21 protein-coding genes and 1 pseudogene are annotated in these 24,740 nt (G+C 43.7%); 16 read left to right on the plus strand and 6 right to left on the minus strand.

Annotated elements, in window-relative coordinates; all coding sequences use genetic code 11:
• The first annotated feature begins 154 nt into the window (after nucleotides 1–154).
• Nucleotides 155–1,861, plus strand: a complete 1,707-nt coding sequence (locus MKX35_RS26235; protein WP_076299119.1) for a methyl-accepting chemotaxis protein — start codon at nucleotides 155–157, stop codon at nucleotides 1,859–1,861.
• A 74-nt stretch (nucleotides 1,862–1,935) separates the two neighbouring features.
• Here MKX35_RS26235 and qoxD read toward each other — a convergent pair whose 3' ends face one another.
• The 4 genes from qoxD to qoxA are packed head-to-tail and all read right to left on the minus strand — an operon-like array spanning nucleotide 1,936 to nucleotide 5,801.
• Nucleotides 1,936–2,229, minus strand: coding sequence for a cytochrome aa3 quinol oxidase subunit IV (gene qoxD / locus MKX35_RS26240; RefSeq protein WP_179085737.1), 294 nt, complete (start codon nucleotides 2,227–2,229; stop codon nucleotides 1,936–1,938).
• A 1-nt stretch (nucleotide 2,230) separates the two neighbouring features.
• Complete coding sequence (gene qoxC, locus MKX35_RS26245; RefSeq protein WP_076283869.1) at nucleotides 2,231–2,827, minus strand: cytochrome aa3 quinol oxidase subunit III; 597 nt, start codon at nucleotides 2,825–2,827, stop codon at nucleotides 2,231–2,233.
• Nucleotides 2,824–4,767 (minus strand): cytochrome aa3 quinol oxidase subunit I, encoded by a 1,944-nt coding sequence (gene qoxB / locus MKX35_RS26250; protein ID WP_042185110.1) that lies wholly within the window; start codon nucleotides 4,765–4,767, stop codon nucleotides 2,824–2,826. Before qoxB ends, qoxC begins: the two co-directional genes overlap by 4 nt.
• Before the next feature lie 38 nt (nucleotides 4,768–4,805).
• Nucleotides 4,806–5,801 (minus strand): cytochrome aa3 quinol oxidase subunit II, encoded by a 996-nt coding sequence (gene qoxA, locus MKX35_RS26255; protein ID WP_076283870.1) that lies wholly within the window; start codon nucleotides 5,799–5,801, stop codon nucleotides 4,806–4,808.
• Between the two features lie 484 nt (nucleotides 5,802–6,285).
• Here qoxA and MKX35_RS26260 point away from each other — a divergent pair, with 484 nt between their 5' ends.
• From MKX35_RS26260 to MKX35_RS26315, 12 genes and pseudogenes are all read left to right on the plus strand, one after another.
• Nucleotides 6,286–7,407: a polysaccharide deacetylase gene (locus MKX35_RS26260; RefSeq protein WP_076283871.1), complete on the plus strand. Its 1,122-nt coding sequence runs from the start codon at nucleotides 6,286–6,288 to the stop codon at nucleotides 7,405–7,407.
• 211 nt (nucleotides 7,408–7,618) lie between these two features.
• The gene (locus MKX35_RS26265) at nucleotides 7,619–8,389 is read left to right on the plus strand and encodes an amino acid ABC transporter substrate-binding protein (protein ID WP_076283872.1); all 771 of its coding nucleotides are present in this window, start codon (nucleotides 7,619–7,621) and stop codon (nucleotides 8,387–8,389) included.
• A 29-nt stretch (nucleotides 8,390–8,418) separates the two neighbouring features.
• Nucleotides 8,419–9,078, plus strand: a complete 660-nt coding sequence (locus tag MKX35_RS26270; RefSeq protein WP_042185116.1) for an amino acid ABC transporter permease — start codon at nucleotides 8,419–8,421, stop codon at nucleotides 9,076–9,078.
• Between the two features lie 15 nt (nucleotides 9,079–9,093).
• Nucleotides 9,094–9,846, plus strand: coding sequence for an amino acid ABC transporter ATP-binding protein (locus tag MKX35_RS26275; RefSeq protein WP_371916547.1), 753 nt, complete (start codon nucleotides 9,094–9,096; stop codon nucleotides 9,844–9,846).
• 168 nt (nucleotides 9,847–10,014) lie between these two features.
• Nucleotides 10,015–10,404 carry a GntR family transcriptional regulator gene (locus tag MKX35_RS26280; RefSeq protein ID WP_076299121.1) on the plus strand — a complete coding sequence of 130 codons (390 nt, stop codon included), beginning with the start codon at nucleotides 10,015–10,017 and terminating at the stop codon, nucleotides 10,402–10,404.
• A complete protein-coding gene (locus MKX35_RS26285) occupies nucleotides 10,397–11,299 on the plus strand; it encodes an ABC transporter ATP-binding protein (RefSeq protein ID WP_076299122.1) in 903 nt (300 codons plus the stop codon). The genes MKX35_RS26280 and MKX35_RS26285 overlap by 8 nt, the downstream gene beginning before the upstream one ends.
• The gene (locus tag MKX35_RS26290) at nucleotides 11,274–13,298 is read left to right on the plus strand and encodes a hypothetical protein (protein ID WP_076299123.1); all 2,025 of its coding nucleotides are present in this window, start codon (nucleotides 11,274–11,276) and stop codon (nucleotides 13,296–13,298) included. Before MKX35_RS26285 ends, MKX35_RS26290 begins: the two co-directional genes overlap by 26 nt.
• 367 nt (nucleotides 13,299–13,665) lie before the next feature.
• Nucleotides 13,666–14,469, plus strand: a complete 804-nt coding sequence (locus MKX35_RS26295) for a nucleotidyltransferase domain-containing protein (RefSeq protein ID WP_076299124.1) — start codon at nucleotides 13,666–13,668, stop codon at nucleotides 14,467–14,469.
• A 42-nt stretch (nucleotides 14,470–14,511) separates the two neighbouring features.
• Nucleotides 14,512–15,894, plus strand: coding sequence for a 3' terminal RNA ribose 2'-O-methyltransferase Hen1 (locus MKX35_RS26300; protein WP_076299125.1), 1,383 nt, complete (start codon nucleotides 14,512–14,514; stop codon nucleotides 15,892–15,894).
• A pseudogene (locus MKX35_RS26305) lies at nucleotides 15,894–18,501 on the plus strand (AAA family ATPase). The gene MKX35_RS26300 and the pseudogene MKX35_RS26305 overlap by 1 nt, the downstream one beginning before the upstream one ends.
• A 42-nt stretch (nucleotides 18,502–18,543) precedes the next feature.
• Nucleotides 18,544–19,101, plus strand: a complete 558-nt coding sequence (locus tag MKX35_RS26310) for an RNA 2'-phosphotransferase (RefSeq protein ID WP_076299126.1) — start codon at nucleotides 18,544–18,546, stop codon at nucleotides 19,099–19,101.
• A 35-nt stretch (nucleotides 19,102–19,136) separates the two neighbouring features.
• Entirely contained in the window at nucleotides 19,137–19,658 is a 522-nt protein-coding gene (locus MKX35_RS26315; RefSeq protein ID WP_076299127.1) for a mismatch-specific DNA-glycosylase, read from the plus strand.
• Between the two features lie 164 nt (nucleotides 19,659–19,822).
• On the opposite strand, the gene MKX35_RS26320 is transcribed toward MKX35_RS26315, so the two are convergent.
• Nucleotides 19,823–20,758, minus strand: coding sequence for an MraY family glycosyltransferase (locus MKX35_RS26320; protein ID WP_042124401.1), 936 nt, complete (start codon nucleotides 20,756–20,758; stop codon nucleotides 19,823–19,825).
• A 168-nt stretch (nucleotides 20,759–20,926) separates the two neighbouring features.
• On the opposite strand from MKX35_RS26320, the gene MKX35_RS26325 reads away from it, so the two are divergent.
• Complete coding sequence (locus MKX35_RS26325) at nucleotides 20,927–21,628, plus strand: YjjG family noncanonical pyrimidine nucleotidase (RefSeq protein WP_042185133.1); 702 nt, start codon at nucleotides 20,927–20,929, stop codon at nucleotides 21,626–21,628.
• A 58-nt stretch (nucleotides 21,629–21,686) separates the two neighbouring features.
• Here MKX35_RS26325 and MKX35_RS26330 read toward each other — a convergent pair whose 3' ends face one another.
• Nucleotides 21,687–22,664, minus strand: coding sequence for a ring-cleaving dioxygenase (locus MKX35_RS26330; RefSeq protein ID WP_076299128.1), 978 nt, complete (start codon nucleotides 22,662–22,664; stop codon nucleotides 21,687–21,689).
• A 167-nt stretch (nucleotides 22,665–22,831) separates the two neighbouring features.
• Between MKX35_RS26330 and MKX35_RS26335 the strand changes: the two genes are divergently transcribed.
• Nucleotides 22,832–23,629 (plus strand): AAC(3) family N-acetyltransferase, encoded by a 798-nt coding sequence (locus tag MKX35_RS26335; protein ID WP_076299129.1) that lies wholly within the window; start codon nucleotides 22,832–22,834, stop codon nucleotides 23,627–23,629.
• Between the two features lie 118 nt (nucleotides 23,630–23,747).
• Nucleotides 23,748–24,680: a manganese-dependent inorganic pyrophosphatase gene (locus tag MKX35_RS26340; protein ID WP_076299130.1), complete on the plus strand. Its 933-nt coding sequence runs from the start codon at nucleotides 23,748–23,750 to the stop codon at nucleotides 24,678–24,680.
• Nucleotides 24,681–24,740 lie beyond the last annotated feature (60 nt).

The raw sequence follows: 24,740 nt of genomic DNA on the forward strand, positions 1-24,740 counted from the left end.
GTGTCCGTTTTTGTTTTCGTTCGTTGCATTATTTGACAACAGAAACTTTTTTTCGACATTTTATTCATGATTTTATTTAAAAATCATCACACTATTCGCCTTTCTTACCGATAAAAATAGATAGTTAGTAAGATCATGTGAAGGCGGAATGCAGATGAAGAATATGAAAGTGAAATTCAAAATTGGGATTCTATTGGTATTTTCTGTAGTCATGTTGAACATTGTGGGGGTAACTGGCTTTATCACCATGGACAAAATGGCCCAAAAAACAACAGAAACGTATAATGAAAACTTATTGCCTGTTTCTTACGTGGGACAAATGCGTACAAACAATCGGGCCATTGAAGCTTTTCTCTTGGAGCGTATGATTAGCGTCGATGTAAACAAGAACAAACAACTGAAAGAGAGTATTACGGAGAAAGTTCAGGAAAATAATAATCTTTTGAACAAGTTGAAGACCGTCCAGTACAATGATAGTGCGGTAGTGAATAAAATAAAGGAATATGAGTCCTCCTTAACAGACTATCGTGTACAAAGAGATAATATTATTCAGGTTGCGGATAGCAAAGGTAGTCAAGAGGCCTTTCAAGTATTCACAGGTGAGTTTAGTAATTCTCGTGAGAAAATGATCAATATGCTAAAAGGAATAAGCGATTCGCTGCTAAAGGGAGCTGGAGATCATAATTCAGAGTCTACGGCTACCGCTAAGAGCATGAAGACTAAAAGTATAGTGTTGATATCGTTCTCTTGGATCATTTGTATCGTACTTAGTGTTGCAATCATTCGACTGATTACGAAACCTCTTAAGGAACTGCAAGGTTTAATGAAGCGGGCGGAAAATGGAGATTTAACCGTCACAGCAACGTATACCGCAAAGGATGAAATCGGCCAAATTAATAGCTCATTTAACAATATGCTGGAGAGCTTACGTAAGATGATGCAAGGCATTGCGGAGAGTGCAGAATTGTTATCAGCCTCATCGCAAGAGATGAGCGCTAGTGCTGAGCAGACCTCGTTGGCTTCGCAAATGATCGCCGAAGCTTCTGGAGAGATTGCAGCAGGGTTTGATGAACAGACGGAAAGCATTAATCGTACATCTCAGTCTATACAAGCTATGACCAATAATATTTCGGCCGTAGAAAGTAGCAGTTTTGAAATGTCCGACCTTATGGGAGTCGCTTCTGGTTCAACAGATCAAGGGGTAATCGCCGTAGATAACATCATTGAACAGATGAAGGAAATCGACTCCGGCGTAACTCAGAGCCAAGAGATTATTAGTAACCTTGGGCAGCTGTCTCAGGATATAAATACAATTATTACTACGATTAACGGAATTGCAACACAGACGAACCTGCTGGCGCTTAATGCTTCTATCGAAGCAGCGAGAGCTGGAGAACATGGACGTGGCTTTGCTGTAGTTGCTGGAGAAATTCGGGGTCTTGCAGAAGCGACGCGAAACAGTTCACTGAAAGTAACGGATATTATTACGCATATTCAAAAGCAAACTGAAAGAGCAGTAGAATCAATGGCTTTCGGCTCCGAGCTAGTCTCTCACGGCGTAGCTCAAAGTCAGCTCGTATCTCAAGCGTTTCATGAGATTCAAAGTTCTATTAAAGAAGCTACGCTGCAGACGGAAGAGATTAGAGAGGCGGTTGCGCATGTCTCCTTAGAGTCACAAGGTGTAGCGGCAGCAATGGAACAGGTCAATGCAATATCCAATAAAGGGGCAGTGGGTGTTCAGGACACCAGCGCAGCTAGTCAGCAGCAACTGTCTGCTATGGAGGAAATGTCCGCATCAGCTCAGTATTTAGCGGTGCTGGCGGAAGATCTGCAGAAGACTTTAGCGCGATTTAAATTATAACGCGAAATGAAAAAAAGGACGTCCCAGAGCCATTTAGGCTTTGGAGACGTCCTTTTGTGTGTTATTGAATGGAGTTAAGCATACCAGCCCCATACGAAGATGAAGAGCGTACCAAAGATCGTAACTAAGCCAACGAATAAGGCATAGGCGATATTGAGGTAGAGTTCTTTCTTGGTATCAGCTGATTCTCCAATATGCATGAACAGGAAGAGCTGCAGGGAAGCCTGAATGAGCGCTGTAATAAGCAGGATAGCCATGTTCGCACTATTAGATAGATCAAGGTAGATTACAGCAAGTGCAGCCACAGAAAGGACAAGAGAGGCTAAGAAACCCATCACATGGCGAATTGGAAACAGTTGCTTCATCATGCTACATCAGTCCTTTCAGATAGACGAAGCTGAAAATAAAGATCCAGACAACGTCCAAGAAATGCCAGTACAGCGAGAAGATAAAGGATTTATTGGCCGTAGCCGGAGTAATACCTTGACGCTTCAACTGGATTAAGATAGCCGCACCCCACAGGAACCCGAACGATACGTGAGCTCCGTGTGTTCCCAGCAGTACAAAGAGACTGGATAGGAATCCGCTGGTTTGAAGTGTAGCCCCTTCGTGAACATAAGTGACAAACTCCATGATTTCAATACCAAGGAAGCCGAGACCCATGAGTAGGGTTAGTCCGAAAAAGACCATCATAGCTTTCTGGTAACCATGCCGCATAGCATGAACTGCAAGACCGATCGTAAATGAGCTTGTCAACAGCAGTAATGTTTCGATCATCACGGGACCAATTTCAAAAAGGTCCGGCCCGCTAGGGCCGCTGGCAAAACGGTCAACCATTACAAAGTAAACAGTGAACAACGTAGCGAACAGTGCAATCTCTGCTCCTAGAAAGACCCAGAAGCCAAAGATTTTATTACTATTCTCTTCTGTTGAGTATTCAAGCGGCTTAGACGCATCTATTTTCATATTGTCTCACCCCGCAATTTCTTTTCAGTAGCAATAACTTCTTCTGCAGGGATGTAGAATCCATGATCCCGATCGAAGGACATAGCAGCTAGAACGATGAGGATACCTACTCCAGAGAGAATGGCTGGAATCCAGAGACTGAATACCAGAGAGAATCCTGCAATGAAGAAGATAACACCCAGAATAAATGGTTTGCCTGAATTGCTAGGCATATGAATCTTAGTAATCTTGTCTTCGTATAGAGGTACGTTGTCTTGTTTAGAGAACCAGTAGGCATCGCGTGTTTTTACGGTTGGAACCACTGCGAAGTTGTAAGCTGGAATCGGACTTTTCGTTGCCCACTCCAGTGTACGTGCATCCCATGGATCTCCATTTGTATCTCTTGGTTCATAACGTGTACTCCAGTAGATGTTATACACCAGAATTACGAATCCGACTGTAAGACCTATCGCCCCTATGAACGAGACCATACTGAGCGGACCAAATCCGGTATCCGCAGAATAAGTGTATTGTCGACGTGTCATTCCCTTAAGTCCGAGAAGGAACAGTGGGAAGAACGATACGTTAAAGGAAATAATAATCCACCAGAAGGCATGTTTACCAAGACGTTCGTTCAAACGGAAGCCGAATACTTTAGGGAACCAGTAGTGGAAACCTGCGATAACGGCGAATACAGCACCTGGAATGAGAACGTAGTGGAAATGTGCTACCAGGAACATTGTATTATGGTACTGATAATCGGCGCTGGCCATGGCCAGCATGACACCTGTTACCCCACCAATCGTAAAGATCGGGATAAACGCGAGCGAATATAGCATCGGCGTCGTAAATGATATTCGCCCTTTTCGTAAGGTGAATAGCCAGTTGAATATTTTCACACCTGTTGGAACGGCAATGGCCATTGTAGTAATCGAGAAGAAACTGTTAACCATAGCGCCTTGACCCATTGTATAGAAATGGTGAGCCCATACTAAGAAGGACAAGAGGGAGATGATCAACATACTAAAGACCATGGATGTATATCCATACAGGTTCTTTTTGGAGAAGGTGGCGATAATTTCACTATAAATACCGAAGGCGGGTAGTACAACGATATATACTTCTGGATGTCCCCATACCCAGAAAAGGTTGGCCCATAACATATCCATACCGCCGTTGGCCATCGTGAAGAATTGAGAGCCGAATAACCGGTCGAACATCATCAAAGCGAGCGCAACCGTAAGCACTGGGAAAGCGAATACGATAATTACGTTCGTGATTAGAACGGACCATGTAAACATTGGCATTTTCATCAGCTTCATACCAGGAGCACGCATCTTCAGAATCGTTACAATAAAGTTAACGCCTGTGAGGAGTGTACCGATACCCGATATTTGTAGCGCGAGCGAGTAGTAGTTGTTACCCACCGTTGGGCTGAACTCTATACTTGCTAGTGGGAAGTATGCAGACCAACCAGCATCTGGTGATCCCCCGATAACAAACGAAATGTTAAGCAGCATTGCTCCGAAGAAGAAGAGCCAGAAGCTGACAGCGTTAAGACGTGGGAAGGCAACGTCTCTGGCACCGATTTGTAGCGGTACGATAACGTTCATCAGACCGATAATAAACGGCATGGCCATAAAGAGGATCATGATCAAGCCGTGTGTTGTAAATACCTCGTTGTAATGCTGTGCGTCAAGAAATTTCATGTCTGGGGCTGCGGTTTGCAGCTTCATCATAATAGCGTCAACGCCGCCGCGGAAAAGCATTAGTAGCGCAGCAAGGATATACATAACCCCGATACGTTTGTGGTCAACGGTAGTTAACCATTCGCGCCATAAATATCCCCATTTTTTAAAATAGGTTAGGCCGACGATAATCCCGATTGTAGCTAAAACAATACTTGCCATAGCCCCGTAAATCAGGGGTTCGCCATGGACCTTAAATTTATCCCAATCCATTAGGAAACGCTCCTTTCAAGTTGCTCAATTAACATGGACTAATGTCCTTCATGTGTAGTGCTCTGTTCATCCAGTTCTGGATTAGGTTCGCTGTTAAATTCTGTCTCGCTAGATGGTGCAGGAGACGGATGAATTTCTTTATTATCCTGATGTTCCATAGTTCCATTATCCATATCCATTTCTTTACCATTATTACTCATATGGTCGCCATGTTCTCCCGGAGGAGGGCTAAAGGATAAGTGAGTGTTGGTGTATGTTTTGCGTCCGACATATTCCATTTTCAAAAGATTTTTGAATTCGTCTTCAGTTAATGGACCTGCTGTTTCTTTAACATCTTTTACCCATTCTTGATAGTCCTTATCAGTCATCGCAAGGGCTTCGAACTCCATGTGGGCAAAACCCTTACCATTAAAGTTCGCATTTCTTCCGGTATAAGAACCTACAGTATCCGCTGAAAGATGCAGAGTGGTAAGCATGTCACTCATCGCATATTTCTGTCCTCCCAATTGAGGGATCCAGAGACTTGAGATCGTACCGAAAGAGTACAATCTGAACTCGACAGCGCGGTGAACTGGAATGTTCACGTAGTTTACGGTTTCAATACCTTCCTCAGGATAGCTGAAATGCCATTTCCAGTTGGAGGAGGAAGCGTAGATTACAAGCGGTTTCTGATCTTTATAATCCGCTGCAACGTTTTCTACATCTACTGTCGTTTTGACAGTGACCACGGAGAGGAATGCCACGATAATAATCGGGATTGTAATCCAGATGGCCTCCAACCATTTGTTTCCTTCCTCGTGAGGAGGAATATAATCTTCATTACTTTTCTTAGCGCGGTACTTCAAAAGTACAAAGACATATAAGATGTAGACAACTGCTAGAACACCGAGCATCATAACAATGGAGAGGATGATCGTGTCAGACAGAGTTCTCGCAGCCGGCCCCTTCGGATTCAGAACAGCGATTGAACTGCATCCTGGCAAGAGTAAAATTAGGCTGAGAAATAAAGCGTATAACGGTCCCTTTTTGTTCATGCTTAAGCTCCTTCCTTCAATACTTCTATTAATTAACCCTCATCATTACCTTCATATATAGTAAGAACTAATGAGAAAGAAAGCAAAAGACTTATTTTTCCATATAATCCATAATAGACCTTAATAATGGCGATCAAGTTAAATATGTGTGATCAATTTGTTACAAGTTCCTAATGATATGATAAAGATCACTGTAGCCACGCTGTTTAATGGTTATTTATTTCTGTTCAAACTTTGTTCAATAATTTACTAAAGTTGCTAATTTGGACACATCTATTTTGTGCAAAAGGATTGGAATTTAACCATTTTTTGTTGGTGTGACAGGATTTGGCCGAAATCCGTATTTGACGAATTTTGTCGAAATATCTGCAAGTCTTAAAAAGGGTAACAAATTATTCTGTATTAAGTTACAATCTCTCAAATTTCTATCTATTAATCTATGATAATGTTATAGGTAAATATACGAGATGGGAGATTTTTTGAGATGTTTAAAAAGAAAGTGTGGCTATTATTTGTAGTATTATTCGTATGTACGGGTTTGGTACGAGAGATAGATACAGTGAATGCAGCGGGTGCGGCAGGATCCCTGAAATTAGGGGTGAACGATAAATTAACTAAAATTGATGCAGTGTCGATAAAGGATACATATTATGTTTCACTGCGTGATTTGTCCCTAGAACTGAATCTGAATCTTACCCTTCAGGGTGTTGGCATTCATGTTCAAGGGAACAACGGTTCCATCGAACTGCTGAATGATCACGCAACGGCTCTTCTCCCTAATGGAAAGACTATTCCGCTGAAAACATTTGTGGAAAATGGTAGAACGATGGTTCCTGTGAAGATGACCTCTCATCTTGGATTTTCAATTTCGTTTAAGCCAGCTCAATCTTTATTAAGAGTGTATAATTCCGGGGCTAAATTAGATGATGCTGCATTCGTGAATCAACATAAAAAGGCTTTGCAACAAAATGTACCTACAGGGACGACAGGCACAAAGGGGAAAGTTGTATATCTTAGCTTTGATGATGGCCCATCCGCTACAACCTCTCAACTACTTGATATCTTGGCGAAGTATGATGCGAAGGCAACCTTCTTCATGTTAGGAAATAACATGAACGCACACGCGTCTCAAGTGAAACGCTTAGTGAAAGATGGACATGCACCTGCTTTGCACGGCATGACACATGTGAAAGATAAATTTTATGCTTCTCCAGCTTCTGCGTTGAAAGAGATGAATGACGATAATGCAATTCTGAAGAAGATTACAGGTCAAAGTACAACGCTGATTCGTACACCTTATGGTAGTAAGCCTTATTTAACAAAAGCTTATAGAGATAAGATACTAACTCAAGGGTACCATCTGTGGGATTGGAACGTTGACTCTGAGGATTGGAGATATAAGAACGATAGTAATTCCATCTATAATACGGTTATGAGAGAAGTTCATAGTCTGAAGAAGAGCAGCCCGGTGATTCTAATGCATGATCAAAAGGCTACACTTAAAGTTCTTCCACGCATCCTAGCGGCGCTGAAGAAAGAAGGCTATGCGTTTCATATTATTACTTCAGATATGGAGCCTAACAATTTTTGGAACGATAAGCGCTAAATCTGATAGTGAAATTAAATCATTCATATTGTTGAGACGGCAGATTTGATCTGTCGTCTTTTTTTTGTTGTCTGAAATCTTTGTAGATTTGACACATGTGGGCTTCTCTAATCTATCGACGTAGTTAATTTGTCATGTTATCATGATACTCTGATAACGTATTAGCGAACTAAAGCACACAGCACTGTGTCAACGATGGGGGATAAAAGAGATGAAGAAAAATGCACTTTTAGTTTTATTTATGATCATGGTTATTGCAGCTTTATCAGGCTGTTCGTCTTCTGGGAGTAAGGATGGAAAGCTGGTGATCGGGATTGATGATAAGTTCGCTCCGATGGGCTTTAGAGATGAGAACAATGAAATTGTTGGGTTTGATATCGACTATGCCGGAGCTGCAGCTGAGAAAATGGGCAAAGAAATCACTTTTCAGCCTATTGACTGGTCAGCTAAGGAGTCAGAACTGAATAGCGGGCGCATTGATATGATTTGGAATGGTTATACCATCACAGATGAACGTAAGGAAAAGGTGTTATTCACTAAGCCCTATCTTGAGAATAGTCAGGTTGTAGTCGTATTAGCGGATTCCTCTATTTCAAAGCTTGAGGATTTGGCTGGTAAAGAGGTAGGACTTCAAAGTCTGTCTTCCGCTGCCGATGCATTAAATGCTAATCCGATTAAAGACCAAATTGCTAATCTGTCGGAATTTCCGGATAATGTGCTAGCGCTCACAGATTTGAAGACTAAGCGCCTGGACGGTGTAGTCATTGATGAAGTGGTAGCCAGATATTATATGTCAAAAGAGCCTAATACCTTTAAGCTACTAGATGAATCGCTTGCTCCTGAGCAGTACGGTATTGGAATTAAGAAAGGCAATGAGGCACTACTGGAAGAACTTCAAAAGGCTTTGGATGAAATGAACAACGACGGAACGGCTGAGAAGATCTCCACGAAGTGGTTTGGTGAGAATAAGGTATTAAAATAGAAGGTCAATATACAGAGTTTATTGGAGAAATGAAAATGGATTATATAATACAAATTTCCGGGCCGATGTTAGAAGGCGCGCGTACAACTATTTTATTGTTTCTTATTGTTATTTTGGTGTCGATTCCGCTCGGGTTCCTAGTCACTTTGATGGCGAAGAGTGTGATCAAGCCCGTGGCTTGGATTGCACATACCTATATCTATGTCATGCGGGGAACACCACTTTTACTACAATTGTTATTTTTTTGCTTTGGTTTACCACAGATTCCGGTGATCGGGGAATATCTGGTCATGGACCGCTTCGTTGCGGCGAGTCTTGGGTTTATTCTTAACTATGGGGCTTATTTCGCGGAGATCTTCCGTGGGGGTATGCTCTCCATTGATAAAGGGCAGCATGAAGCAGCCAAAGTACTCGGACTGAGTAAATGGCAAACGCTGCGCAAGGTAATTCTAGCTCAAATGTTTAGGGTAGCTTTGCCAGCCGTGGCCAATGAATCGATTTCCTTGGTCAAAGATACGGCTCTGCTGTATGCCGTTGCTGTACCTGAGCTACTGAACTATGCCAAAACAGCAGTAAATCGAGACTTTACTGTAACCCCCTTTGTAGTGGCGGGAGTGATTTACTTACTGATGACGCTGGTGCTCACTTTATTCTTCAAAGCACTGGAGAAACGTTTTAAATTCGAGTAGAGGGACTGTCTGAATATGAGTAACATGATAGAAGTAAGTGATTTACAGAAATCCTTCGGCAAATTGGATGTGTTGAAGAAGGTTAGTTTCAATATCCAGGCGGGAGAAGCCGTCGCTGTTATCGGGCCTTCAGGTTCAGGTAAGAGTACGATGCTGCGTAGTCTAGTACATCTAGAGGAAATTACGGGTGGAAGCATCTTCATCCAAGGCAAGCCGCTCGTGGAGAATGGAAAATACGCTAGTGGAGCAAGTATTCGTGAGATCACGGCGTCCATGGGAATGGTGTTTCAACACTTTAACCTATTTCCACATTTAACGGTGCGGGGCAATCTAGAGCTAGCTCCAAGGATGTTGAAACGGGAGAGCGTGAAGGAGATTACGGCTAGAAGTGAGAACTTACTTTCTAAGGTAGGACTTGCTGAAAAAGCGGATGTGTATCCTGCAAAGCTGTCGGGTGGACAAAAGCAACGGGTTGCTATTGCGAGAGCATTAATGCTCAACCCTGATATTCTATTGTTCGATGAACCCACTTCCGCGCTTGATCCTGAACTCACGGGCGAGGTACTACGCGTCATCCGTCAACTTGCTGAGGAGAATATGACGATGATTGTTGTCACTCATGAGATGAACTTTGCTCGTGATGTGGCTGATCGTGTGATTTTCATGGACAACGGTGAGATTACGGAGTCTGGAACACCAGAGCAGATTTTTGATCATCCACAGCAGGAGCGCACTCGAATTTTTCTGAATCAAGAGACGAGAGTATGAATACCGCCTCAGGCTAATAAAGTGTCTATTTATGAGAAAAAGTCCTCACAGTTTTTTATAACTGTGGGGGTTTTTGCGTTGACATAAAGATTAAACTGTACTAATAATAGTAGTACAGTTAATACACATCATCATGAACTAAGGGAAGACAGTGAAAGGAGGATGGTTATGTTCGAATTGGACGTTCGCAGTCGCAAGCCGATTTATGAGCAGCTGACCGATAAGGTCAAGGAGATGATTTTACATGGTATTTTGCAGACTGATGAACAACTGCCTTCGGTAAGGACATTATCCCAGCAGCTAACCGTGAATCCCAATACGATTCAGAAGGCTTACCGTGAATTAGAACGTGAGGGGTATATCTATTCACTGCAGGGGAAAGGGAGTTTTGTAGCCCCAATGAAAAAAGAACAGAATGAGATTAAAAAAGCTGAAGTACGTGCTGAGTTGCTTAGACTGATGGCGGAAGCGGTATACCTTGGGTTCACCGCAGCTGAGATTAGTTCATTGTATGAGCAAGTGGAGAAGCAGAGAGAAGGAGGGGAAAGTGATGATTGAGATTCGAGGCGTCAGTAAGTTATTTCAAGGGGAGAAGGCAGTCGACGATATCTCTTTAACGGTACGTAAAGGGACGATTTATGGGCTGCTCGGCTCTAATGGCGCGGGTAAAACTACGCTGCTGAAAACCTTGGCGGGCATTTTCTCTCCAGATAAAGGGACCGTGAAGGTGGAGGGTGAAGCGGTATTCGAACATCCGACGACTAAGCAACGGGTTATTTTTATGCCGGATTCTCCTTACTTTTTCCCGCAATCCACCATGCTGCAAATGGCAGCCTTCTATCGCTCGATCTATCCGAGCTGGAATCAGAAGCGTTTTGATGATTTGGGGACCGTCTTTCAGCTCGATAAGAAGCGTAAGCTTAGTCGTTTCTCCAAAGGGATGCAGCGGCAAGCGTCATTCTGGTTATGTTTAAGCTGTATGCCGGATGTGCTTATTATGGATGAGCCGATTGACGGGTTAGATCCGGTAATGCGACGCCAGATCAAAAACCTGCTATTTCAGGAGGTTGCTGAACGCGAGCTGACGGTAATCATTTCTTCACATAATCTTCGTGAGATCGAAGATCTGTGTGATCATGTTGGGATTATGCATGGTGGGAAGATGCTGATTGAGAAGGATCTGGATGATCTTAAGGCGGATACACATAAGATTCAAGTGGCCTTCCGGGATGAACGGCATGAAATTCCGTTAGCAGCGAAGCTGCAAATATTACATCAAGAACGCCGGGGGAGCGTGAACCTGTACATAGTAAAAGGGGATCGTGAGCGAATTAAAGCGACTTTTCAAGTGTACGAGCCATACGTATTCGATTTGCTTCCATTAACGTTAGAAGAGATCTTTATTTATGAAATGGGGGATGTCGGATATGACGCGCAGCCGATACTACTTTAATAGCAGTATTATTCGCCAGAATTTCCGCCAGCATGGCTGGATAGGGATTATATATGCACTTGGCCTAATGTTCGCACTTCCATTGCAGCTGTTTATGAGTATCGATCCAAATGCAAAACCGCAGGAAATCGATCATTTATTCCGCATCTCTGGTAATGTGCAAGCATTGTTCATTATTACGATCCCTGTTGCTGCTGGACTCTTTTTATTCCGATACCTTCAGGCAAAATCTCCATCAGATCTATGGCATAGCCTGCCTTTACGCAGAGAGCATTTATTTACGGCTCATCTGACAAGTGGACTTACCTTACTGTTGGTGCCGGTTTGGTTAACTGCAGGGGTGGTTGCGGTTGTTAAGCGATGGAGTGGTAATTTTTATATTTTTCAGGGCGCAGATATTTGGCAATGGTGTATCACAGTTAGTATTCTGACTTTGTTCCTCTTCTGCTTTAGTGTTTTTGTGGGAATATGCACGGGCCAATCTATTCTTCAGGGAATTATCATTTATATTTTGCTTATTCTTCCTGTTGTACTGATCTCATTAATCAATAGCCACTTAGTCATGTATCTTTATGGTTATGCAAATGCAAATGTAAACTTCCGTGATTCTAGTTTGCAGATGTGGTCTCCGTTTGTTCATATCGTGTATTATTTTACCGGCAAACCATTTACCAATACAGAATTGTGGATTTATGGAGTATTGTCCCTTTTATTTATTGGATTATCCTACCTGTTATACCGTAAACGTAATACGGAAAAAGCGGGTCAAGCTATTGCTTTTGGATATTTCAACCCGCTGTTTAAAGCAGGGGTTATGTTATGTACTATGCTTATTTCCGGGAATTATTTTGCACAAATGAAGCAACAGCAAATGGGCTGGGTAATTAGTGGATATGCCATTGGAGCCATTATCGGCTATGTTGCTGCGGAAATGATTATTCGGAAAACATGGCAGATTATGACGCGTAAAGTGTTAGCAGAGTTTGCGGTTTATGCAGTAATGCTGGGGTTACTTCTGTATATCCCGATATCAAGTGTTACCGGGTATGAAGCTAGAGTACCTTCCGGTGATAAGATTAGTGGTGTGTATATGGGATCTAACTACCGTTGGTATACCCCCACGGATGATTTGTACACTACTACACCCTATATGGGGCAGGACCCTTTTTCCGATGATAAAGATTATATAGGAGCTGTCCGTAAACTTCATCAAGCGGTAATTGCGGTACGTCCAGAACATACCTCACAACAATACGCTTATGAATATTTTACCATCGCCTATCAATTGGAGAACGGTCACAAGCTAGTGAGGGAATACTGGATCCCTAATAAGGGGTTTGAATCAGAGCTCAAGGCGGTTAAGGATACCGAAGCTTACAAGTATGAAAAGTATAATTTAGCTCTCTTAGACAAAGACCTGGATTATATGTGGGTTACTAACAGGAATAAAAAAGTAGCCATCTCTGATCCTCAGGAAATTTCAGAGCTAAAAGAGATTATCAAACGCGAAATTTCGAATATGTCCTACGAAGTACAGATAGATAAGGACGGGAAACCTGATATGGCTGGTATCCAAACAGAGGTAAAGGCAAAAGAGGACAGCAACCAAGTTTCTTCAAGTTATGGTTATTATTATCCGTGGAAGTCTTCTTTCCATGAGCTTGAAAAGTGGATGAACGAAAAAGGCTATGCCGATAAAATACGAATAACAGCTGGAGATATCCAATCGGCAGAGATTGTAAAAGACGACTTTATGGATAAGCAAACACCTAAGAATCCTACGAGTCCTGAACAAAGAGTAGTGCTTGCACGTGAAATGAATCGTACAGTTGTTACGAAGGATAAGGCACTATTAACGGATATTTTAGATCATCGTTTCAATTATGGAGTTGAGAATGGCAACTACATTGTGAAGATGCTGTATAAGGAAGGTTATAGCGATTTCGTAATGTTAAAAGCATCGGATATGACGCCTGAACTGAAGGTATTACTGAAATAAGGTAAGAATAAGGAGAGTAGAAGATTACAGAAAAAGACTACTGGTTGACAGAAACTGGATAGTTGGATTATGCTTTTGGAGATATGTTAAGGATGAAATGGTACTGAATAAAATATAATTTGACTTGGGGGTAAGGACAGATGAATAACAATATGAATAATCAGCCATCGTATAATGCTTATCCATATTTGCGTCCATCTGTTACCTTGGCTTACAGGTCAGCCTTAGAATCAGTGTATTCATTTCCGGTGAATCAACAATGCTATATTAACCGGTAAGGAGTTCTGTATTTAGGTGAAGCCCGGCCATGGACGATGGAGTCCATGGTCTTTTTTGCATATTTAGAAGGTTTAAGGGAGGGGTTAATATGTCGGAAATACATCCATCGATCATTCAGCAGCTTCGGACCATTGAATCTGAAGAACAAGTCCGCATTTTGTATGCGTGTGAATCGGGGAGTCGGGCTTGGGGATTTCCATCCAAAGATAGTGATTATGATGTTAGATTCCTATACATACGGAGACCTGAGGCGTATTTATCTATTTTTGAGCACAGGGATGTAATAGAACGGCCGATCAGTGACATGCTTGATATTAATGGTTGGGACTTGAAGAAGGGGCTTAATCTATTTCGGAAATCTAATCCGCCTCTGCTGGAATGGTTAGAATCACCGATTCGCTATGAAGAAAAATACGCTGTAGCCGAAAGTATCCGTGAACTCTCGCCACAAAGCTTTTCGCCAAAATCATGCATTTACCACTATTTGAACATGGCGCGAGGAAATTACCGGGATTATCTGCAAGGTAGTGAGGTTAAAATCAAGAAATATTTTTACGTATTAAGACCACTCTTAGCATGCGCTTGGATTGAAAAATACAACGAAGTGCCGCCGCTCGATTTTAATGTGCTTGTACAGGATTTGATTCCACAAGGTTCAGAATTACAGGAAGCTGTGCAGAGCCTGTTATTTCGTAAAATGTCCGGTGATGAACTAAATCTGGAGCCGCGCTTGGATGTTATCAATATTTATTTGGAGGAGCGAATTGCTCATTACGAGGCGGTTGCTTCTGCTTTTAAACAGAGTGTTGGTGTTATGGATGAAGCGTTAGATATCTTGTTCCGATCAGCACTGATAGAGGTCTGGGGAGAAACGGGGCAATGGAACTGGTAAGTTCGCAATTCAATAATTGTTAATTAAGGAGAGATGAAGCTTATGCATTTGATCATCAAAGCGACGGGGTCAGGAGCGGGGATGTTGTCCCATCTGCTGGCTAAAAACCCGCATAATTTATATGATAGGAGCGATAAAGAAGCTAGAGTGCGTATAGTATTCACTGCAGCTTCCGACGAAAAGACAGAGGCCGTTATCTATGTCACACCAGATCCAATAGCTCTAGTTAAAGGAAATACAGCTCATAATGACATCACACAATATATTAACGATCGGGAGTTTGTTACGAGTAGCCGATTCTGCTCTTATATTCGTCCAGCGCTAGGTACAGCTCTTAATGGAAAGCCTAAGGAAGTATTTTTGCCTTGGGTAGATCACAAATTTCAATTGGAGCTGTCCTTTGGCCCAGTAGCATCGAACCTGCCTGATCACACGATTGAGGAACTGTTTCATGCACTTGGCTACGAGCTTGAGCTTGAAAGAGGAGATGCTGTGTATTCTTTTGATTTAAAAAGCCGCAGTTCTGCTCGATACATTAGGCTGCGGGGAGAACAGACGCTGCAAACGGCCCTTCGTCAACTGTTCATTCTGATTCCGGCATTAGATGATGATAAGCATTATTTTATCAGTGATGATGAGATTGAAAAAATCAGGCGTTATGGCGAAGGTTGGTTGGATAGTCATCCGTTGCGTGCGTTAATTCTCAAGCGGTCACTACGATTTGCTAATCTTATTAAGCAATTTGATGGTGAGGAATCCACCCCTTCTTCTGAAAAGGTGGCTGTTACTCCTGCTGAGGTTTCAGCTGAGCCTAAAATTAGATTAAATGATCTGCGTTATGCGGCGATTGCAGAAACAGTAGAAGGGTTGGCTTTCAAGAGTAGTATTGTTGACTTTGGTTCCGGCGAAGGAAAACTTTCGGCAAGGCTCGGAAGTGTGCCGGGCGTTAAGCAGATTTGGGCGGTTGAGCCTTCCGCAAACGCACAGCTACGCGCAATAGACCGCTTCTCGAAGCTTGAAGACCGAGAAGGAGTTACCGTGCCGACGCCTGTTACAGGTTCTTTGTTCTACTTCGATGAATCGCTGCGGAACAAGGATATTATGGTTTTATGTGAGGTTATTGAGCATATCGACGAATATAGGCTGGCTCGAGTGATGGAGACTATTCTGGCGGAATATAGTCCTAAGGTATTGATCCTGACTACACCGAACAAGGAGTATAACGAGGTGTATGAGATGGAATCGGAAGAAATGAGGCATAGTGATCACCGTTTTGAATGGGGACGAGCAGAGTTCTCCGAGTGGTGTATGCGCTGGACGAGCTCCTTTGATTATTCGGTTGATTTTAAAGGAATTGGCGAGGGTTCTGACGCTTTTGGATACCCGACGCAGATGGCGATATTTAGGAAGGAGGGAGCAGTGTAATGACTACAGAAGAGCAAAAAGAAAAGCAGCGAACCATTCCTTTTCCGCATGCAGGAATTATTGTATTGGTGGGTCCCTCCAATAGCGGCAAAAGCACTTTACTGCGTAGATTAGTAGATGAAGGCACGTTGTTGCAGACAGAAATCGTCTCATCGGATGATTTCCGTAGCATGCTTGGCGACACTGATTTTATGGATTGGAAGAATCGCCCCCGCGAAGAAGCAGATATTATTTTTAATGATTATCAGCTGCTCTCAAGTCTAGCCTTTGAAGCAATGAATTCAGTCATTGCCATGCGCTGCCGACTTGGAAAACTGACGGTGGTGGATGCTACACATCTGCAAGAGGAATACCGTAAGCAATATTTAGATTTAGCAGATAAGTATAATGTTCCATGTATGGCTTGGGTGCTCGATGTTCCAGAGGAAACGCTGCTGGAGCGGGATGTACAGCGTGAGCATCCACGAGGACGCCAGCGGGTCAAGCAACAATATGGACAGTTCAAACGTTCGCTACGGAGTGTTAAGGACGAGGGCTTTGCCTCGACTTATTTTTTGAAAAATACGGAGTCAGTACTTTTTGAACGTAAGCAGAACCCGCTTTGGGTTGAAATCGATAAAGGACTTGATATAATCGGCGACATTCATGGTTGTTATGAAGAGATGATCGAGCTACTCGAAAGATTGGAATATAAGGAAGACGAGAAAGGGTTGTACAAACACCCCGAGGGTAGGCAGTTAATTTCTGTGGGGGATGTGATGAGCCGGGGCCCGGAATCGCTGAAGACGATGAGGTTTTGGAAAAAGCATGTAGATGCTGGAATCGCCCGCATGATCGACAGCAACCATGGCTGGAAAATCGCCCGCTACCTGGATGGTCGCAAAGTTACATTAAGTCACGGAGACGAGAATATCGCCGCTGAGCTGGAGGCATTTGCGCTAGAAGCAGGCGATGAGAAAGCAAAAAGGCTTAGGGATGAACTTAAACAGTTTCTGTTGTCCGCGCCTAGCCACTTGTTGTTTGGCTGCAATGGCGTGCGGCGGGTCGTAGTTACCCATGCCGGAATTCGCGATGAATTTATCGGCAAGCAGTCCAAACGGATTCAGGACTTCTGCCGATATGGGGACACTGATGGAATGGATGGCAAGGGTGCTCCTGTAAGGAAAGAATGGTATGTCGAACACGAATCTGGGGAGATCATCGTCTGGGGGCATGATCCTAGACCTTTCCCAACCGTAGTAAAAAATACAGTGAACATCGACCAGGGTGCTGTATTTGGCGGATCTTTAACTGCATACCGTTACCCTGAAGGGAAATTTGTTAGTGTTAGAGCGAAACGCGATTATGCAGGTGATCCGGACAGTCCGTTAATACGTTGGGAGCGGGGGAGATTCTCACCGCCTAACCTGCGTAAATTCGTGGAAGGCTACTCAGTCCAGACTGACCTTTATGGTGAAATAACTGTGCGCGGAGAATTCGTTAAAGCGGCCATAGACACGGTCTCCCACTTTACGGTTCCACTTGAGGAACTGGTATATATCCCACCGACCATGAGTCCGCCGCCTTCAGTGTCTATAGATGAGAACTATCTGGAGCATCCGCGTGAAGCTTTTGCTTATTTCCGCGCACAAGGTGTGAAGACAATGATCGCGGAGAAAAAGCATATGGGCAGCCGGGCCATCCTATTGTTATTCCGGGATGAAGAGGCGGCATTACCGTATGTGGGCAGGCCGTCGTTAGGCACGATTTATACACGTACTGGCCGAGCTTTTTTTGACAGGGATACTGAATCTGAAGTGTTACGTAGGCTGAACGCGGATCTCGTGCAGGCGAATTATTTTGCGAAAAATAACACCGATTTGCTGCTCCTAGATGCGGAGATCGTACCGTGGAACTTGAAAGCGCGTGAGCTGATTTCCTCCCAATATGCACATGTGGCTGAAGCTGCACTGTTAGATCGGGAGCATCTTTTGGAGAAGCTGCGTGAGGCTGAAAGATCAGAGCGAGATGTTACCTCGTGGATACAGGAAATGGAGGAGAAGCTCCAGAATGCTCATCTTTTTAAGGAAGCTTTCCAAAAGTATTGCTGGGACGTTAGTGGATTAGAGGGGATTAAGATTGCTCCCTTCCACACGCTTGCGCATAGCGGACAAACTTTCTTTGAGCCATATGGAGCATAATCGTGAACTAGCGGAGTTGTCACCTTTATTTATGGAGACTGAATACCGCACGGTTTGTAATGAAGCGGACGAGGAACAGATAATCCGTTGGTGGGAAGAGATGACGGAGGATGGGCATGAAGGGATTGTTATCAAACCGGAAACATTTATAACACGTAATGGAGATAAACTGGTTCAGCCTGCACTCAAGGTGAGAGGGCGTAAATATCTGCATATTATCTATGGAATAGATTATTTACAGCCGGACAATCTTGTACGCCTCAAGCAGCGTAAAACAAGCAAAAAAGAGCGAAATGCCTTAATGGAATGTGCGCTTAGCCGGGAATCGGTGGAACGTTTTATTCGTAAAGAGCCGATAGAACGCGTACATGAATGTGTGCTTGCTGCGCTGTCTTTGGAGTCTGATCCTGTAGATCCACGGCTGTAGAGAATAAAATAGAAATGAGTTATGAATTGAGGTAGAAATATAATGTTAAGCAATGCTACAAAAGTGTCGTTAAGCAAATTTATGACTAAATTGCTCCGGCATACTCCAGAGCAGTATGGCCTTATTTTGGACCCGGAGGATGGTTCCTGTACGTTGGACGATTTGTTGTCCGTGCTTGTGAAAGCTCCTAGATGGTCTGAGGTGACTGTGGGAGATATTCAGCAAGTGGTTGCCAGCTGCGAGAAGCAACGATTTGAAATCAATGGAGATCGAATCAAAGCTCGGTACGGGCATAGTCATACCAAAATAACCTATGATCCGGGAACTCCGCCATCTACGCTTTATCACGGAACTCATACTGGCGTTCTTTCAGTTATTTTGGAAGAGGGACTCCAATCAATGGGACGCCAATATGTTCATTTATCCGAAGGGACACATTTTGCCAGTCTGGCCGGAAGCCGCAGAGGGAAATTGATTCTACTGACTGTTGATACGATTAGCGCTGGTCAAATGGGTGTAACTTTTTATTGTGCGGGTAATGAGGTATGGCTGGCGGACCCAATTCCGGCTTCCTGTCTTAAAGTGTATACCCCATTGTAGAATTAGAACATCGTTTGGTTAGGAGGCATACTCACATGGATGGAATTTCTGATCACCTAGATCACGGATTACAGATTGTATTTATTGGTTTTAACCCGAGTATTCGTTCAGGTGAGGTAGGGCACCATTACGCGAATCCACGAAATAATTTCTGGAGAATCTTGCACAATTCAGGACTTACTCCTCGGCTATACGACGCGTCTGAGGATGGGGAACTACTTAAGCTGGGTTATGGTTTTACAAATATTGTTTCCAGGCCTACACGCGGAATCGACGATATTACCCGTGAGGAATATAATGAGGGCCGAGAATTGCTTCGCTCCAAGCTGGAATTGTATCGCCCAAAGGTCGCCTGTTTTGTAGGAAAAGGTGTATATACAGAGTTTAGTCGTAGGACTAAAGCAAACTGGGGATTTCAAGGGGATGTACCTCCGAAGGTAGACGGTGTACGTGAATTTGTAGCTCCCTCTTCCAGTGGATTAGTGAGGATGCCTATGGAGGAAATTATAGGAATTTACCGTAGGTTAGCCGAGTTTACGCAAGAGAGTAATGGGTGAGTTGTTGGATGATGTGTTTGGCTGCAGAGTTATGGGCTTGAAGAAGTATGAACTTCAAACAATAAACGAGCAAGTTTCCAGATTGGAAACTTGCTCGTTTTTATTACTTCAATGGACTAGCCGATGCGATTGTTCTTGTACGATACTAATCCGCAAATAATACATCAAGTCTCGATCAACAACAGAATGATAGAGGATAAGGATAGACAAACGCTGATCAAGCATAACACGGCAACGACTTGCTTCTGGCTCAAACCTGCACGAAGCAGGCGGTAATGAGCCTGGGTAGCGTCGGCCTGATAAATGGACTTGCCTTGGATAAAGCGTTTGACGACGACAAAAATATTGTCGAAGATCGGAACGCCCAGCGCCAGAATCGGGATGAACAGCGACAGGGCCGTAGCTTGCTTAAACGCGCCGTCGAGTGCGATTACCGCAAGGATGAAACCTAGAAAGGTAGCCCCGGCGTCGCCCATAAAGATTTTGGCAGGCGGTTTGTTATAGCGCAGATAAGCAATGGTGACACCGACGAGTGCAATCGCCATAATCGCAGAAGAGGATTGCCCCTTAGTTAATGCGACAATAAATAGTGTTATGGCCGAAATAGCAGTTAAGGCGCCAGCCAAACCATCCATACCATCCGAGAAATTAATGACAGTGGTTACGCCGAAGATCCAGATAATCGTCAATAGAAACTGTAATACAACGGGTAGAACGATATAATCCCCTGAGAATGGGTTGTAGAAGCCTGTAAATGCGTTGCCGGAAAGATAAACAAGAACAGCCGCACTAACCTGCACAATCATTTTGGGCAGTGCCGGGAAATCCTTACCTTTTGTTTTGTACCAATCATCTATGGTACCTATGGTCAGCAGTAGTACGCCCCCTGCAAACAGCGCGACGGTTTCCATGGAGAATTCACGGGCAAATACCAGATAGGTAATGAAGAATCCAATGAATATGGCGTAACTGGCCGTAAGCGGTATAGGCTCTCTATGAATTTTACGCTCAACGTCCTGACGAGGCTTGTCCACAAAATCGAGTCGGAAAGCTAGTCTGCCGAGCGGCGGAATTAGAAAGTAGACGATAGAAAAAGACATTAGAAACGATAAAACGTATAATATGACGCTCACCACCGTTTTCTTTTTAAAATAACACAATTCGCTTAAAACTACCTTAAAAAAGTAAATTTTTGTCGTCTGACTGATAAGTTGACTTGATTGTATCACTGTAGTACCTTTTTGAGAAAAGAGTTTTGGGGGATATTTATGAAATACGACGTTATTTTATTCGATGCTGACGATACACTGTTTGATTACGGAATGGCAGAAAGTCACGCGTTATCTAACGCATTTCTACATGTTGGGATGCCCACAGGTGCTGAGGATTATGCTGCCAGTTATCAGGAGATTAATCATGCGCTGTGGCGTGATTTGGAGCAGGGGAAGATTAGTTCTGCTGCATTACGCGTGGAACGGTTTAATCGGTTATTCGCTGCGAATGCGCTGGAGCTAGATCCTGAGGCGTTTAGTGAAGCGTATCTACGTTTCTTAGGCGAGGGAACCTTTCTGATCCAGGGAGCGATCGAGCTGTGCGAGGAGCTTGCCGGCTGTCGATTAGCAATCATTACGAACGGAATTAAAGAAGTGCAAACTTCCAGAATTCAAGGATCACCGCTTAGTGAAACATTTGAGCAGATCATTATTTCAGAGGAGGCTGGTTGTCAGAAGCCGGAGACAGGGATTTTTGATTATGCTTTTGCTAAATTGGGAATTTCGGATAAGGAAAAAGTACTGATTGTAGGGGACTCCTTAACCTCTGATATTCAAGGCGGAATCAATTATGGGATCGATACTTGCTGGTTTAACCCGCTCGGTAAAGAGAATACGTCGGGTGTTCAACCGAAATACGAAATTCGAGTTCTGTCGGAGCTCTTAGACATTGTAGGCAAGACAACGGATCTTCAATAAAAAATAAGGTGTGAGCGCATCAGCGACTCACACCTTTTATTAAGTGAGCTGAAGAATCTTATTGCCGAGTATCCAGCGGCTTCAGATAAGCTTCGATTTGCTGGCGTTTCGATTCCAGAAATGGTGGCAGTGCAAGAGATTCGCCCAAGCTTTCCATTGGCTCATCTGTTGCAAAGCCTGGCCCGTCTGTAGCTAGCTCAAAAAGAATGCCGTTAGGCTCACGGAAATAAAGGGATCGGAAGTAGAAACGATCCACGAATCCGGAGTTAGGAAGCTGAGCTGTGCGTATATGCTCGACCCATTGCTTCAATTCCTCCTCGTTATCCACGCGGAATGCGACATGGTGCACACCACCTCGTCCCAGATGTTCCTGCTCTAGATCATTACGTTCCTCTAGGTGAACCTCTGCACCTGATCCGCCTTCTCCAGTCTCAAATACAATCACATCTGGCTGGCCCGCAATTGTTGAAAGATAAGTGCCTTTGCGGCGGAAGCCAAGCAATTGCTCCAGTACAACCGCCGTATGCTCTGCACTTTCTACTGTAAGATGTGCAGGACCTAGGCCAACAATCCCATATTCAGCAGGTAACGGGCTTTTAGCCCAAGGGATGCCGCCGGCAACACCATTATCATTTTCGTCGGATACTAGAATGAAACGTTGCCCTTCGTGATCACGGAAGGCTAAAGCCTGGCGGCCACCGATTGTTTGAATCGTTTCATGCTCTACGTTAAGCTCGGTGAAACGCTGCTCCCAATAGGTAAGTGCAGCATCATTTGGCACTCGAAGGGAGAGCGCGGAGATGCTGTTATTGCCTGCACGGTTGCGGCCCGTCATCGGGAGTTCGAAGAAAGTTAATTCGGTTCCGGGGTTACCCTTCTCATCACCATAGAATAAATGATACACTGAAATATCATCCTGGTTTACTGTCTTTTTAATGAGACGCAGTCCAAGTACTTCGGTATAGAACCTAAAGTTTTCTTGCGCTTTACCTGTAATTGCGGATACGTGGTGTAGTCCTTTTAATGTTAATGTCATGTGTAATTACCTCCGTGTAAATGCTAAATGTGAGTAAGTTATATTTTGATCTTTAAAAGATTTAGTGAGTATTATTAAGTTACTATAATTTTAATAGTAAAATGCGATTTTTGCAAGTAGATGTTTATGCATCATAAAATCCAGTTCATACATAAGGAGAGTGTACAATGCACACAACAACTAGTTTGATGAAACAATTGCAGGAGCTAAAGCTTGATCCACACGGGACTATTCTGGTCCATTCGTCATTAAAAAGCATTGGGGAAGTAGATGGAGGCGCGAACACAGTACTGGATGTACTCAGTGAATATATGAAAGATGGACTGCTCGTATTGCCAACTCATACATGGGCTTATATTAATGCAGACAATCCAAGGTTCTCTGTTCAAGATTCCCCATCTTGTGTAGGGATATTACCGGAGTTATTCCGTAAACGTCCAGGTGTTATTCGCTCTTGGCATCCGACACATTCTGTAGCGGCTTTAGGAGCAGATGCTGAGGAGTTCACTACGGGGGATGAACGCTGGGATACGCCGTGCGCCCGTGGTTCAGCATGGGGCAAGCTACTTGATCGAAAGGCGGAAATTGTACTGCTGGGAGTCGATCTTCGGCGGAATACGTTCATCCATGGCATTGAAGAGTGGGTCGATATTCCAGGCAGAATGACGGATACCCATGAGGAGCTATATACGGTGACGCCGGGAGGAGATGAAATCATGGTGCCTTCTCGCAGACATTGTGGCCTCTCTTGGTCGGAGCATTTTTGGAAGGTGGAGCGTGAGCTTGAAGAGGGCGGTGCCATGCGCAAGGGTAACTTTGGAGACGCATTAGTCAGGGTATGTGGGACGGTAGAAACGACGGATATTCTAAGCCAGATGCTGACAGAGAATCCGGACCTTTTCTCGGATAATGAGCCACTGCATGGGGAGGACAAGCCGGTACCACTTCCAAAGACTAGGGCGTGAGCAACCTTAGAAGAGGCTAATTGAATGCCGATAAAGCATTTTTCAAACCACACAATCTGGAAGCCGCTATCAATGTATGGTATATTAATCTCACTAAAACATAGTAAGGAGATTGGAAATGGAAAAAACTTTGGTTTTTGGACACAAAAATCCGGATACGGATACCATTTGTTCTGCAATTGCTTATGCTGCACTCAAAAAGGAATTGGGCTGGGATGCTGAGGCCGTTCGTCTGGGCGAGGTTAGTGGTGAAACGCAATTTGCGCTTGATCATTTCGGAGTCGCTGCTCCTCGTCTGGTAGAGAACGTAGCTGGTGAAGCAAATCAGGTTATTCTTGTTGACCATAACGAACGCCAACAAAGTGCGAATGACATTGATCAAGTGCGCGTGGCTGAAGTTATCGACCATCATCGGATCGCAAACTTTGAGACTGCACATCCGTTATACTACCGTGCTGAGCCAGTAGGCTGTACAGCTACTATTCTTAACAAGTTGTATAAAGAAAACGGAGTTGCTATTCCTAAAGAAATCGCCGGATTGATGCTGTCTGCGATCATTTCTGATTCCTTGCTGTTTAAATCACCAACTTGCACTGCGGAAGATGTAGCTGCAGCACGTGAGCTTGCTGAAATCGCTGGTGTAGATGCTGAAAGCTACGGTCTCGACATGCTGAAAGCTGGAGCTGATCTTAGCGACAAGAGTATCGCTCAACTGATTTCCTTGGATGCAAAGGAATTCAAAATGGGTGAATACAAAGTTGAAATCGCTCAAGTGAACGCGGTGGATGTTAATGATGTTCTCTCCAAACAAGCTGAACTGGAAACTGCACTTACTTCCATTATTGCTGAAAAAGAATTGGATCTGTTTTTGTTTGTAGTTACAGATATCCTCAATAACGATTCTGTGGGTCTGGCTCTGGGTCGTGTTGCAGGTGCAGTAGAAACGGCGTACAATGTTAAGCTTGATGACAATAAAGCACTTCTCAGAGGTGTAGTATCCCGTAAATCGCAAATCGTTCCTGTTCTTACAGAAACAATTGCTAAGCTGTAACGCATTTTGACAATTGCACTCTGTTCGGTGCAGTAGCATTCATATAAGAGCCACGTCATC

This window comes from Paenibacillus sp. FSL R5-0923 (genome assembly GCF_038009145.1).
In the GTDB taxonomy this organism is placed as follows: Bacteria; Bacillota; Bacilli; order Paenibacillales; family Paenibacillaceae; genus Paenibacillus_AQ.